Below are 13,249 nucleotides of genomic sequence, written 5' to 3' on the forward strand. Positions count from 1 at the left end.
ATAGCTATCGGGGAGGAATCTCATTAACGAGAGCTAAGAATATTAATTTTTAAAAACCAATTACTCTCTGCGAGGAGCTCCAACAAATCCCTTAATCTGGGCTAAACAAAAAACCATGTTCAACGTACAAGACATAAGAAAAGACTTCCCCATTCTTTCACGTAAAGTAAATGGTAAATCCTTGGTGTATTTCGATAATGCAGCTACGTCACAAACACCACAACAAGTAATTGATGCTATTATAGATTATTACGCGAACTATAATGCTAACATCCATCGAGGCGTACATACCTTAAGCCAAGAAGCAACTGACTTGTACGAGCAAGCACGCCAAAAAATACAAGCACACTTTAATGCCAAATTTTCGCATGAAATTATACTAACATCGGGCACCACAGATAGTATTAATTTAGTGGCAAATGGCTTTTCTTCTCTCTTAAAAAAAGGCGATGAAATTATTGTTTCTGCTTTAGAGCACCATAGTAATATAGTGCCATGGCAAATGCTTTGCGAACGTACAGGAGCGAGCCTTAAAGTCATTCCAATGAATGAAGAAGGTGAGTTAGTAATCACCGATTTTGATAATTTACTATCTAAAAATACAAAGCTTGTTTTTGTAAATCATATATCAAATGCTCTAGGAACTATTAATCCTATTAAATATATCATAGACAAAGCACATCAAGTAGGCGCAGCCGTTTTAATTGATGGCGCACAGGCCTGTCCACATATAAAGCCAGATGTTCAGGCATTAGATGTCGATTTCTATGTAGCTTCAGCCCATAAGATGTGTGGTCCAACAGGTGTTGGGATGCTTTACGGGAAAGAAGATTGGCTCAATAAACTACCTCCCTATCAAGGCGGTGGTGAAATGATTGCAGAAGTAACATTTGAAAAAACAACTTATGCCGATTTGCCTCATAAATTTGAAGCCGGCACACCAAATATTGCCGGAGGCATTGTATTTGGAGCAGCTATCGATTATATGAATCGTATTGGATTTGATGCCATAGCAGCTTACGAAAACGACCTATTAAATTATGCTACAGAAAAATTACTAGCTATAGACGGTCTAAAAATATACGGAACCTCTAAAAACAAAACATCGGTCATTTCTTTTAATTTAGAAGACATACACCCTTACGATGTTGGTACTATTTTAGATAAATTAGGAATCGCTGTTCGTACAGGACACCATTGTGCGCAACCAATCATGGATTTTTATTGTATTCCGGGAACTGTTCGTGCGTCTTTTTCATTTTACAATACCAAAGAAGAAATAGACACTTTAGTTGAAGGGGTTAAAAAAGCAAAAATGATGCTGTCTTAAATTCTGGTTTCTTTTTTGTAATACTGTAACCTAATACAGGCTCTCAAATGTCAGGTCGAACGCAGTCGAGACCTCTTTTTTAATAATCTGGTAATCAAATAACCTCTTAACTATATTGGAGGAAATATTTTTTAATTTTACTTTGACTAAAACACATTTTTTATAAAACCACACCTTATGAAATTCCTTTTTATATTCCTATCTCTTGTGTTTACAGATAATCGCTGTTCTGAATCTAAAATTAATCAAGAAGCCATTTCTTTTGAATATTCAACACAATCAAGACGCAATTATAAAAATGTTAAAATCAATAAAAAAAGTATTGCAGTTACAGACAAAAGAGACATGCCTCCTCTTACTAAAACATGCAGTGAAGAACATTGGAATAATCTCTTAAAAGCAATTAAACCTGTAGATGTAGAAAACATACCAAATCTAAAAGCGCCTTCACAAAAGCGTCTTTTTGATGGAGCTGCAATAGCAAGATTAAAAATTATTTACAACGGTACAACTTATGAAACGGAACCTTTCGATCATGGAAATCCGCCAAAAGACATAGAAGCACTTGTTAAAGAAATACTATCTGTTTCAGAAAACATTGAATAGCAAATTTTCTTGTTGTATTTTTGTACTTTAGATTAAAGCGCTCAGGTCGAGCGCAGTCGAGATCTATTTTTAAAGAACCTCTCGACTGCGCTCGAGGAGACAAATTAAAATTGTAACTGTGACTATTGAAGACATACAAAATGAAATTATAGATGAATTCTCAATGTTTGACGATTGGGAAGAACGCTACCAATATATGATTGATTTAGGTAAAGATTTACCTTTAATTAACGACCAATACAAAACAGACAGCAACATTATTAAAGGTTGCCAAAGTAAAGTTTGGGTACATGCTGAAATGAAAGACGATAAAGTAGAATTTACAGCAGATAGTGATGCTATTATTACTAAAGGCATCATTGCTATTTTAATACGTACTTTTTCAAATCAGCATCCAAAAGACATTATAGATGCAGATACTGATTTTATAGATAAAATTGGTTTAAAGGAACATTTGTCTCCCACAAGAGCCAATGGTTTAGTAAGTATGGTGAAGCAACTAAAAATGTATGCTATAGCCTATCAAACACAATTAAATTAGTTTATTCGTTTATAAGTTTAGCAGTTTATTTCTCAAACAACTATTAAACTATAAACCCTTAAACTTCTAAACTTTAAAGTTATGAGCGAAACAACAATAGATACAAACGCCTTAGGCGAAAAAATAGTAAACGTTTTAAAAACTATTTACGATCCGGAAATTCCTGTTGATATATATGAATTAGGATTAATTTATGACGTATTTGTTAATGAAGATTACGATGTAAAAATCCTAATGACCTTAACAACACCAAACTGTCCGGTAGCAGAAACATTACCGTTAGAGGTTGAAGAAAAAGTAAAATCTTTAAACGACGTAAAAAGTGCCGAAGTGGAAATTACATTCGATCCACCTTGGACTCAGGAATTAATGAGCGAAGAAGCTAAACTGGAATTGGGAATGCTTTGATTTAGTGACAGTGTTCAGTGTTCAGTGTTCAGTGTTCAGTATGACAGATAAACATCAATCAACTTAACAACCCACATTTTTGAAAGACGAAATCATAAATCGCGTAGCGAATAGCAAATTAGTTACCATCGACCTTGAAGATTATTATCCTGAAGGATCTCGTGTCCTTTTCGATATTAAAGACTGGTTATTTGAAGGTTTTGTATTGCGCGAAAAAGATTTTAGAGCCCAAGTTTCAGAGTTCGATTGGTCTCAATACCAAAATAATTATGTTGCGTTAACCTGTAGTAGTGATGCTATTATTCCAGGATGGGCATACATGCTCGTCAGTATTCATTTAGAACCTTTTGTAAAAAAGGTTGTCATCGGTAATTTAGAAATGCTAGAAACTTCTATTTACCAAGATATTCTAAACCAACTTGATATTACCAAATTTAAAGACAAACCTATTATTATAAAAGGTTGTTCTAAAAAACCTGTACCACAAAATGCCTATATCATTCTTTCCAATAAGTTAAAACCCCATGCAAAGTCTATTATGTACGGAGAAGCCTGTTCTTCTGTTCCTCTTTACAAAAACAAATAACTTTACATACAGTGACCTCTTTCTAAAAAAGGGTCTAACTAACGATCAACTCAAATAATTTAAAAACTAAACATGAAAAAACTAACACTATTACTTGTCCTAATTATTGGAATTACTTCAACAAATGCACAACAAACTTTAGAAGAATTAAAAGCATTACAAGGCCCTAAAAAAGATTCTATTGCAGCAATTCAAGGGCGTGTTGATGCCATACAAGCACAAATTGATGCTTTGCCTGGTTGGAAAAAAGGAGCTTTTGGTACTATTGGTGGTAGCATATCCAGTTTTAAAAATTGGTATGCGCAAGGAACACCAAATAACAATTCAGGAAATATTGGTTTTACCGTAAATGCCTTTGCTAATTTAAATAAAGAAAAGTTCTTTTGGAGGAATGGTCTTAATGTAAACCTATCTTGGGTAAAGTTGGACGACAAAGATGATCCTACAGATAACGATTCGTTTCAAGAAGCAACCGATGTATTTAACATTACCTCCCTCTACGGTCACAAGCTAAGTAGTAAATTTGCAATTTCTGGATTGGCAGAATACAGAACGACACTATTAAGTAATTTTAATGATCCCGGATATCTGGATTTAGGTGTAGGTGCTACCTGGACACCAGCAAAAGATTTAGTTGTAGTAATTCACCCTTTAAACTATAACTTTGTTTTTAGCAAAGAAGATACTGTTTTCGAATCTTCATTAGGAGCAAAAATTCTTGTTGACTATACAAAACAAATAAAAGCTGTTAGCTTTAAAACGAACCTATCGATGTTTCAAAGTTATGAAAGCTCAGATTTATCAAACTGGACATGGACTAATTCTTTTGGATATACTTTATGGAAAATGATCGGTGTTGGTTTCGATTTTGGCTTAAGAAACAACAAACAAGAAGCACTTAATTACGCTTTGGATCCTGAAACACCAACTACAGCAACTTCTTTCGAAGATGTTGATAATGAACTACAAAGCTACTGGATGTTTGGTTTAAACTACAAATTCTAAAATAATTTAACTCCATACAAAACGAGGTCTGAAAAGTAAGCGCAACCTAACAAGGTGAATTACTATAACTTTTCAGACCTTTTCTTGTGCTTCAAAATTCTACAAAGCCTCTTTTTTGTACATAAACACTACCTTATTTATCGTTTATTCAGAAAAAAACGACATATAAAACTTACCATAATCTCACACATTTTCTTCAGTTTCCATTTAATCAATAATACACTTTATCTTGTTTTTTTGCATTTTGTCGGTATTATTTTATATATTGCATCATAATGAGAGAAAATTCAATAGTTAATAATATGAAAAATCATGTTTAAATCAAGCTATCGATATATAGATTTAGATGTACTAAAAGAAAGCACTTTTGATGATACTTCGATTATTAAAGAAATCATGGAAGTGTTTCTTGAACTTATAGACGAGTATGTAGAGGCTCTAACACTTCATTTTCCAGATAAAAAATGGGATTTACTTTTTAATGCCACACACAAAATAAAGCCAAACATAAGCATGTTTGGTATTTCAAAATTAGAAACAATTATACCTCAATTAGAATCTAACTTTAAAAACGAACAAAATTTAGATACTATCGGGGTTATGGTTAATAATTGTTTAGTTGTTTTTAAAGAAGTAAAAAGAGAAGTATTAACCGAACTTAAATCAATGGGTAATGAGTAAAAATAAAATTGTTTTGGCAGAGGATAATTCGACACTTTCATTGTTATTGAAATTTAGATTAGAAAAAGAAGGATACGATTTATTTATAGCAAAAGACGGTAGGGAAGCTATAGATTTAATTGAAAAAGAAACACCCGATTTAATTTTAACAGACATTATGATGCCTTTTGTTAGTGGATTAGAGGTAATAAGCCATTTAAGACTAAAATTAGATTTAGACACACCTATTATTGTATTCTCTTCGGCAGGTCAAGAAGAAATGGTTATTAAAGCATTTAATTTAGGTGCTAACGATTTTATGGGTAAACCATTTAGCCCTAATGAATTAATAATTAGAGTAAAAAGGCTTCTAAACTAAGAATAACGTTTACCATGGCAACTTATCAATACTTTATTGATTATTTTAATGAAGCCCCTTCCTTAATAAAATTAGCTTGGGTAACCATCTGTATTTTATTTACAGCCATAGTAATTCTTACTATATACTTAAAATTAATACGAACAGCACTTAGAAAAAAAAACACAGAAAGTGCTAAGTTCAAAGCAGAATACGAAGCAACACTAATTGAATATTTGTATTCTGGTTCCGAAAACGGAGATATAAACGACCTTCAAATAGCTACCATAGAAAAACTAAAAACTTCAGTTCACATAAAATCGAAACGCAAAATAATTATTTCTATTTTATATAATTTAATGAACGAAGTATCTGGCGAAATGTCCGATTCAATTAAAACGCTCTATTTTAAAACAGGACTTTACAATTATGCTTTATCCCGTTTAGAAAATAAAAACTGGTATATCATAGCAAAAGGTATTGGCGAACTAACCCGTTTTAAGATTGAAGAAGCACACGACCTTGTTGTACCATTTATTAAACACCCAAGACATGAAGTAAGAAAAGAAACCCAGCTATACATGGTTAATATGTTTCGATTTAACGGGCTTACTTTTTTAAACGATCTAAAAGAACCATTATCTGAATGGGCACAAGTACAATTATTAGAAACACTTCAAAAATTTGACGATCAGCAAATTTGTGATATTAAGCCCTGGCTAAAATCTACAAATAATTCAGTTGTCTTATTTGCTTTGAAGCTAGCCAAAATTTATAATCAATTTGAAACTAAAGATACTTTAATGGAGTTACTATCCCATCCAATTAAAGAGATTCGAGTTAAAGTAATAAGAGTATTAACAAATTTATATGGTATAGAAGCAAAAGAAATGCTGAAAGCCAATTTTAACGAACTGAGTTTAGAAGAACAAATCAGTTTCTTTGGTTTACTCGAAAAATTGGTCGTTCCGTCTGATGAACCTTTTATAGAAAAACACCTTTTCCATAAAAACTTTGAAATACAATTATTAGCTCTTAAAATATTAAAATCTATTAATCTAGATAAGTTCATGGGGCTTAGTAAATCTCCCAAAAACAAAAGCAATAAAAAGATATTAAAATTTGTAACTAACATATAATTATGGATACTAGTACGGTTAAAATAATTTTACAAATACTACATTACTTATTTTTTGGTTATGCGTTTGCTGCTATTACTTCTTATATCATACTATCTATAATATCTGGTAAAGAAACCATAGAATATCTTAAAAAAAATAGTTTTGTTAATTATAAAGACATTCTGTCGTCTACCATGTCTCCTTCCATAACCATAATAGCACCTGCTTATAATGAGAGTTTAAATGTTGTAGAAAATGTAAGGTCGTTATTATCTAATCATTACGTTAATTACAATGTTATAATTATTAACGATGGCAGTACAGATAACAGTTTAGAAAAACTTATTGAAGCTTACGATTTAGAGAAAGTAGATTTTATAATTAACGAAAAAATTAAAACACAGCCTTTACGCGCCGGGGTCTTTAAATCTAAAAACCCTGCTTTTGAAAAGTTAATGATTGTAGATAAAGAAAATGGTGGAAAAGCAGACACCTTAAACATGGGATTAAACATAAGTAAAAGTAAATATGTTGCCTGTATTGATGTCGATTGTTTACTGCTCGAAGATGCTCTTCAAAAAATGATTAAACCTTTTTTAGAGGAAACCGATGCCAAAGTAATTGCTACGGGAGGTGTTATTCGTATTGCAAACTCCTGTATTATTAGAGGCGGTAAATTAATCGATGTTAATCTGCCTAAAAAGCTTTTAGTACAGTCTCAAATATTAGAATATTTAAGAGCTTTTTTATTAGGAAGAATGGCATGGAGCCGACTAAATGGTTTATTAGTAATATCTGGTGCTTTTGGCATATTTGATAAAGAAACGGCTATTGCCGTGGGAGGTTACGACACTAAAACTGTGGGGGAAGACATGGAGATTATTGTACGTATGCGCCGGTATATGGAAGAAAAAAACGAAAAATATAAAGTCTCGTATATTCCAGACCCATTATGCTGGACTGAGGCTCCAGACAATTACAAAATATTTATTTCCCAACGTAATAGATGGACACGCGGTACAATTGAAACCCTTAAAAAACATCGAAAAATTGGGTTTAATAGAAATTATGGCTCCTTTGGTATGCTAAGCTATCCTTATTGGTTAATATTTGAACGCCTAGCACCAATCATAGAGGTTATTGGCATTGTTTATTTTGCCATTTTAATTATTCTAAAAGAAGTAAGGTGGGAATACGCCTTGTCGTTTCTTCTTCTGGCATACATCTTTTCTGTATTATTTTCAATAATAGCACTCTATTCCGAAGAGTTAACATTTCATCAATATAAAAAGAAAGGCACCGGTTATAAATTAGTATTACTAACGGCACTGGAACCTTTTGTTTTACACCCATTTATTCTATATGCTGCAATAAAAGGGAATTACGATTACTATTTTAATAAGAAAAAGAAGTGGGGAGTTATGCAACGAAAAGGTTTAGCCTCAACATAGTCAAAAAAACTAGATACTATGAAACTTAATATCAAAATAGAAGCAATTAATAAATATGTGTATTTAACCATATCACTCATTGGTGCGTTATGGCTAGTTAGTTTATTTGAGCTTCTTGCTTCAAAAACATCAGAAACTCATTTTCTTTTGGCTTCAATATACAAACTCGTTAATGATTTTTGGGGTGGTTTAATTATAGGAATACTGATACTTCCCGTTTTTTTATTGCTAACTATATTAATAAAAAAATATGCCGTAGTCGTAATTAAAGCATTGTTTATTTTATTCGTAATTATTCAATATGCTCTTGTAAAATATAGTCTATCAACCAATTTAAATTTAGGAGTCGATCTATTAGGGTATTCATTCGATGATGCTTTTGATACCGTTTCAGTATCCGAATCAATCTCCATCACTTATTTTTTACCATTTATAATATTTCCGTTACTCTTCTTATTACTATATAAATATACTAATAAGACTATAAGCGGAAGAAGGTTAATAGGGTTTGGTATTTTATCTATCGTATTACTAGGTTGTTTAAAATTAATTATCCCCGAAGCATCCCATAAACCATATCAAAATAAAATATCTTTTTTAACGACCGATGTTATAAAATTTCAGCACGAAAAAAACAAGTTAAATATTGCCAGTTTTGTAAACAGACATGATTACCCGCTATTAAAATCATCAAATAATTCAAAAGATGTACTATCCCCATTCTTAACATATAAAGAAGAAAAACCCAATATTGTTTTTATTGTTGTAGAGGGGCTGGGAAGTGAGTTTGTAAAAGGAAATCAATATAGTGGTTTTACGCCCTATATAGATTCGCTTATATCAAAATCATTATACTGGGAAAATTTTGTAAGTACTACAGGAAGGTCTTTTGGAATTTTACCTTCTTTATTTGGCTCTTTGCCATACGGCGAAACAGGTTTTTTAGATGTAAAGAAAACACCCTCGCATATCTCACTTATAAGTGTTTTAAAAGCAAATGGATATAAAACCTCCTATTATTCTGGCGGCCCATCCAGTTTTGATAGAAAAATTAATTTTTTAGAATATAATGGTATAGAAACACTCATTGACGAAAACAAATATGGTCCGGCCTTTGAAAAAACAAAAGGTAACGATGGTGGGTTTACCTGGGGATATCCAGATGACGAAATTTTTAGAAAGGCATTGACTTCTTTCGAAATAGAAAAACAACCTCGTTTAGACATTGTTATGACTCTTTCTACGCATGAGCCTTTTGAGTTTCCTAAAAAAGAAGCTTATCTGGCGCAGGTTGACAAACTGTTAAGCTCTTCTCGGGAACTAGAGCCTATAAAAAATAAAGTAACCGACCACAAAGACATTTTTGGATGCCTCCTTTACACCGACAATGCCTTAAAAGAATTCATGCACGGGTATAAGCAACGTCCCGATTATTCAAACACCATCTTTGTAATAACTGGGGACCATAGGATCATTCCAATTACTCAAAAAGACAAACTTTGCAGGTTCCATGTTCCTTTTTTAATATATAGTCCCATGTTAAAAAAAGCCGACACATTTAAATCTGTATCATCACATTGGGATGTTACACCAAGCTTATTAAATAGCCTAATGAAAAACTTTAAATTCAAACCATTGGACAAGACTGCTTGGGTTGGGACCGGATTAGATACTGCCAGACATTTTAGAAACATTCATAAAATACCATTAATGCGCTATAAAGGAAGTATCAATGATCTTATATATAAAGATTATTTCTATTCCGATGGAGAACTATTCAAAATAAACGAAAACTTTGGAACTTATAAAGTCAATGAAGAAGCCATAATAAAAACTATGGCTGACTCTTTATTGGCCTTTAAAAAAATGAATGCTTATGTTACCCTGCAAAATAAAATTTTTCCAGATTCGCTCAATATTTATATAACGCCAAAAACAACATTTACTTCAGAGCAACTAGCTGTAATCAACACCCATTCCGAGGGAAAAACATATGATGAAATTTTATTTATAGCCAGAGATTTATCATTTAAAAAGCAATATAAAACAGCCCGTTTGTTATGTGATTATATATTAAATGAATACCCTAATTACACCGATGCCCGGATATTAAAAGGAAGGTCTTTGGCCTGGGAACAAGACTATGAGAAATCTGAGCAGGTCCTATTAAATGCCATTAAAAGATCGCCTTATTACGACGATGCCTATTTAGCTATTTTAGACATGTATTGGTGGTCGGGACAGGACGATAAATCTGAAAAAATATTCAGCCAAGCCAAAAAAAACAAGGTAATAAATCCCGAAATATCCTTTAAAATGGCTAAAGCTTATAGCAGAACAGACCATACAGAATATGCCATTAAATTAATAGATAGCATTATTAAGGTGCATCCTAATAACTCAAATTATTTAGCCTTTAAAAAAAACTTAAAACCTAAAACTCAGTAATAAGTAAAAATTAAACCTATTTGTCTCCTCGAGCGCAGACGAAGTACTCGACCTGACATAAAAACAATTATACATTGAGTTTGAATAAAATAACCATCACGCTCAAATTTAAAACAGAGATTAATTCAAATTATGAATAAGCATGTTTTTATAATATTAATTTTTATAAGTTTTTGCTCCTTTGGGCAGCAAAAAGCTTTTAAAGGCGATCCGGATAGAGCTTTTAAAGTGGCTAGAGATTTGGCATTCAATAAACAAAGAAAACAAGCGCAAGACACGTTACTATTTATTTTAACAAAATATCCTGATTATCATGACATTCGTTCGTTTTTAGCAAGTACCTATTCCTGGGATGGTGAATACAAAAAGGCTAAAGAGGCCTTTGATTATGTATTAAAAAAAGCACCAGACAGGTTAGATACCTGGCAAGCAGCAATTAAAAATGAACTGTATAGCGAAGCACCTTTTAGCGCGTTAAAAATGGCTAATAAAGCATTGCTCTATTTTCCCAACAATCCGGACATTTTATACTTAAAAGCAAGTGCTGAAGATGGCAGTGGTAATCCTGAAGAGGCTCTTTTAACCATAAATAACATATTACAGGAAAGTCCAAATCATGAAAAAAGCAAAGCTTATAAAATAAGTTTAACAGATAAGCTAAGTCTTAATATGATCGGGCTAAATGCTGCAGTCGATGTTTATTCTGAAACATTCGACCCCATGCAATATTATTTATTAAAATATGTAAGGCAAACAAAGTTTGGTGGCATCCATTTTAAAATTAATTTTAATAGAAGGTTTCAATCTAACGGATTGCAATATGAAGTTGATATGTACCCCAGAATTGTAAAAGGTTTATATGCCTATGTAAACTTTGGGTTGTCAAACTCGTTTTTGTTTCCTAACATAAGATATGGTGCAGAATTGTATAAATCGTTACCAAAAAGTTTTGAAGCCTCTCTTGGTTTTAGGTCTTTAAAATATAGTACGACAACTAATATTTACACAGGCTCTGTGGGATGGTATACAGGAAATAGCTATTGGTCATTTCGAGCTTATGTAACACCTGGAGATCCCGGTGCGAGTAAATCGGGAACCCTTAATTATAGAAAATACAGGCGTGACGCAAATAATTACTTAAGCATTAATGTTGGCATGGGGTTTTCGCCAGATATCTATAGGTTCGATTTTGGAGGTAACGAAGAAACCATTATAAACCTTAATTCTCAAAAATTAAATTTTGGTTACTATTTTTCTTCTAAAAACAATAAAAATCTTTGGGGAGCCCTTGCTGGAGTATCCCATCAGGAAATCAGTTTTAATCCGGGATCTTATTTCTGGATCTACTCATTTTCATTATCTTGGAACATGAAATTTAAATAATTAAATTGAAAGTATGAATCAGAAACTTAAAACATCAATTGCATATACAAAAAACCTTTTTGTTACTGGTGCTATTGCAAAAACCAGCAGATTTGCTGAAGTTGGTGTTTGTAAAAACATTCCAAAAGATGACCATAAAACTATTGTCGAATTTGGAGTAGGTCATGGTAATATTACTCAAGAAATACTAAATACTATATCTGCAACATCTAAGTTATATGCTTTCGAGGTTAACAAAAATTTTTGTGAGCACGTTAAAAAAACCATACAGGATCCTAGATTAATTTTGATTAATGATGGAGCCGAAAACTTGGGCATCCATGTAAAAGATTCTATAGATGCCGTCGTATCGTCTATTCCTTTTTCTTTTTTTGGTAAAGAAAAAGGGCTTAAAATTATTCAAAATGCTTACGACCTTATGAGTGATAACTGTTATTTTAGCCAGGTTTTATATACCAAGTTTAACTTTAAAAAATTTCAACAAATCTTTGAAGATTGTGAGATAACTTCCAATAAAAAACTTATTACAGAATATGTTTATCACTGCAGAAAGGTTAGAAACTAAAATGTAGTGAATTGATTTAATATTTTAACAATAAAAATTAAACACTCCTTTCTTGTAACTATGATATCCTCAAATCTTTTTAAACAAGGGGAGAATTGCCCGTAGGGCATAAGGTATTGTAGAAATATGATCCATCTTAATTAATACGCCGTAGGCGTTATACATCTTCCAAAAAATCAAAAAGAAACCGCTCTTCATATTCAACTTCAAATTTCTCAAGAAACTGAATATATTCTTCTTTAAAAGATATGTTTTTATGGTGCTTCTCCTGATTTAGAACATATTGATATACATCATTTAATTGCGACCGTCCGTATGTAAAAGCCCCATACCCCTCCTGCCAAGCAAATTTCGTTGGACATAATTTTTCTTTATTAATAAATAGTGATGAACTTCTCTTAATTGCATAAACAGTCTCTGAAATAGATTTGTTTGGATTTAACCCGACTAGTATGTGTACATGATTTGATACACCATTAACAATAATTGATTTGTGTTTCATCTCTGTAAGAATACCACTTATATATTCAAACACCCTATTGCGAATGTTTTTATGTAATAACGCATCTCGTTTTTTTACGGCAAAAACAATTTGCACATACATTTGGGTAAATGTCCCTGGTTTCATAAATTGGACTTAATTGTATATCTCCTACGGAGAATTTATGCGTGTTGATATATAATTTCTACAATACCAAAACCGCATACGCGGTATAAATAACAAATATAAATGAAATAAAATTAGTCAAATATTAACCTTTCATTTGTAAGTTTACATAAAGAACTC

Annotated in this window: 14 protein-coding genes; 13 read left to right on the forward strand and 1 reads right to left on the reverse strand. The window is 32.1% G+C overall.

The genetic code is table 11. From position 1 onward, the window contains the following. The first annotated feature begins 115 nt into the window (after positions 1-115). From Q4Q35_RS20850 to Q4Q35_RS20910, 13 genes are all read left to right on the forward strand, one after another. Positions 116-1,330, forward strand: a complete 1,215-nt coding sequence (locus tag Q4Q35_RS20850) for an aminotransferase class V-fold PLP-dependent enzyme (RefSeq protein WP_303279992.1) — start codon at positions 116-118, stop codon at positions 1,328-1,330. Between the two features lie 177 nt (positions 1,331-1,507). Next, entirely contained in the window at positions 1,508-1,936 is a 429-nt protein-coding gene (locus tag Q4Q35_RS20855) for a hypothetical protein (RefSeq protein WP_303279993.1), read from the forward strand. 118 nt (positions 1,937-2,054) lie between these two features. Next, positions 2,055-2,477 carry a SufE family protein gene (locus Q4Q35_RS20860; protein WP_303279994.1) on the forward strand — a complete coding sequence of 141 codons (423 nt, stop codon included), beginning with the start codon at positions 2,055-2,057 and terminating at the stop codon, positions 2,475-2,477. Positions 2,478-2,558: 81 nt separating this feature from the next. Beyond that, positions 2,559-2,885: an SUF system Fe-S cluster assembly protein gene (locus tag Q4Q35_RS20865; RefSeq protein WP_102756453.1), complete on the forward strand. Its 327-nt coding sequence runs from the start codon at positions 2,559-2,561 to the stop codon at positions 2,883-2,885. Between the two features lie 79 nt (positions 2,886-2,964). Continuing rightward, positions 2,965-3,471 carry a DUF2480 family protein gene (locus tag Q4Q35_RS20870; protein WP_303279995.1) on the forward strand — a complete coding sequence of 169 codons (507 nt, stop codon included), beginning with the start codon at positions 2,965-2,967 and terminating at the stop codon, positions 3,469-3,471. 72 nt (positions 3,472-3,543) lie between these two features. Next, complete coding sequence (locus Q4Q35_RS20875; RefSeq protein ID WP_303279996.1) at positions 3,544-4,476, forward strand: DUF3078 domain-containing protein; 933 nt, start codon at positions 3,544-3,546, stop codon at positions 4,474-4,476. Between the two features lie 312 nt (positions 4,477-4,788). Next, positions 4,789-5,157 carry an Hpt domain-containing protein gene (locus tag Q4Q35_RS20880; protein WP_303279997.1) on the forward strand — a complete coding sequence of 123 codons (369 nt, stop codon included), beginning with the start codon at positions 4,789-4,791 and terminating at the stop codon, positions 5,155-5,157. Beyond that, a complete protein-coding gene (locus tag Q4Q35_RS20885; RefSeq protein WP_303279998.1) occupies positions 5,150-5,515 on the forward strand; it encodes a response regulator transcription factor in 366 nt (121 codons plus the stop codon). Before Q4Q35_RS20880 ends, Q4Q35_RS20885 begins: the two co-directional genes overlap by 8 nt. Before the next feature lie 14 nt (positions 5,516-5,529). Next, positions 5,530-6,633, forward strand: coding sequence for a hypothetical protein (locus Q4Q35_RS20890; protein WP_303279999.1), 1,104 nt, complete (start codon positions 5,530-5,532; stop codon positions 6,631-6,633). A gap of 2 nt (positions 6,634-6,635) precedes the next feature. Continuing rightward, the gene (locus tag Q4Q35_RS20895) at positions 6,636-8,066 is read left to right on the forward strand and encodes a glycosyltransferase family 2 protein (RefSeq protein ID WP_303280000.1); all 1,431 of its coding nucleotides are present in this window, start codon (positions 6,636-6,638) and stop codon (positions 8,064-8,066) included. Between the two features lie 18 nt (positions 8,067-8,084). Then, positions 8,085-10,514, forward strand: coding sequence for a sulfatase-like hydrolase/transferase (locus Q4Q35_RS20900; RefSeq protein ID WP_303280001.1), 2,430 nt, complete (start codon positions 8,085-8,087; stop codon positions 10,512-10,514). A 132-nt stretch (positions 10,515-10,646) separates the two neighbouring features. Next, on the forward strand, positions 10,647-11,897 hold the full coding sequence (locus tag Q4Q35_RS20905; protein WP_303280002.1) for a YaiO family outer membrane beta-barrel protein: 1,251 nt from the start codon (positions 10,647-10,649) through the stop codon (positions 11,895-11,897). 13 nt (positions 11,898-11,910) lie between these two features. Beyond that, positions 11,911-12,462, forward strand: a complete 552-nt coding sequence (locus Q4Q35_RS20910) for a class I SAM-dependent methyltransferase (RefSeq protein WP_303280003.1) — start codon at positions 11,911-11,913, stop codon at positions 12,460-12,462. 157 nt (positions 12,463-12,619) lie between these two features. On the opposite strand, the gene tnpA is transcribed toward Q4Q35_RS20910, so the two are convergent. Further along, positions 12,620-13,090 (reverse strand): IS200/IS605 family transposase, encoded by a 471-nt coding sequence (tnpA, locus tag Q4Q35_RS20915; RefSeq protein WP_303280004.1) that lies wholly within the window; start codon positions 13,088-13,090, stop codon positions 12,620-12,622. Positions 13,091-13,249: the final 159 nt, after the last annotated feature.

Source organism: Flavivirga aquimarina (assembly GCF_030540835.1).
GTDB lineage: Bacteria > Bacteroidota > Bacteroidia > Flavobacteriales > Flavobacteriaceae > Flavivirga > Flavivirga aquimarina.

Excerpts from the sequence above, each read along its gene's own strand:
- Q4Q35_RS20850 (WP_303279992.1), top strand. The coding sequence starts at position 116 with ATGTTCAACGTACAAGACATAAGAAAAGACTTCCCCATTCTTTCACGT.
- Q4Q35_RS20855 (WP_303279993.1), top strand. The coding sequence starts at position 1,508 with ATGAAATTCCTTTTTATATTCCTATCTCTTGTGTTTACAGATAATCGC.
- Q4Q35_RS20865 (WP_102756453.1), top strand. The coding sequence starts at position 2,559 with ATGAGCGAAACAACAATAGATACAAACGCCTTAGGCGAAAAAATAGTA.
- Q4Q35_RS20875 (WP_303279996.1), top strand. The coding sequence starts at position 3,544 with ATGAAAAAACTAACACTATTACTTGTCCTAATTATTGGAATTACTTCA.
- Q4Q35_RS20880 (WP_303279997.1), top strand. The coding sequence starts at position 4,789 with ATGTTTAAATCAAGCTATCGATATATAGATTTAGATGTACTAAAAGAA.
- Q4Q35_RS20885 (WP_303279998.1), top strand. The coding sequence starts at position 5,150 with ATGAGTAAAAATAAAATTGTTTTGGCAGAGGATAATTCGACACTTTCA.
- Q4Q35_RS20890 (WP_303279999.1), top strand. The coding sequence starts at position 5,530 with ATGGCAACTTATCAATACTTTATTGATTATTTTAATGAAGCCCCTTCC.
- Q4Q35_RS20895 (WP_303280000.1), top strand. The coding sequence starts at position 6,636 with ATGGATACTAGTACGGTTAAAATAATTTTACAAATACTACATTACTTA.
- Q4Q35_RS20900 (WP_303280001.1), top strand. The coding sequence starts at position 8,085 with ATGAAACTTAATATCAAAATAGAAGCAATTAATAAATATGTGTATTTA.
- Q4Q35_RS20905 (WP_303280002.1), top strand. The coding sequence starts at position 10,647 with ATGAATAAGCATGTTTTTATAATATTAATTTTTATAAGTTTTTGCTCC.
- Q4Q35_RS20910 (WP_303280003.1), top strand. The coding sequence starts at position 11,911 with ATGAATCAGAAACTTAAAACATCAATTGCATATACAAAAAACCTTTTT.
- tnpA (WP_303280004.1), bottom strand. The coding sequence starts at position 13,090 with ATGAAACCAGGGACATTTACCCAAATGTATGTGCAAATTGTTTTTGCC.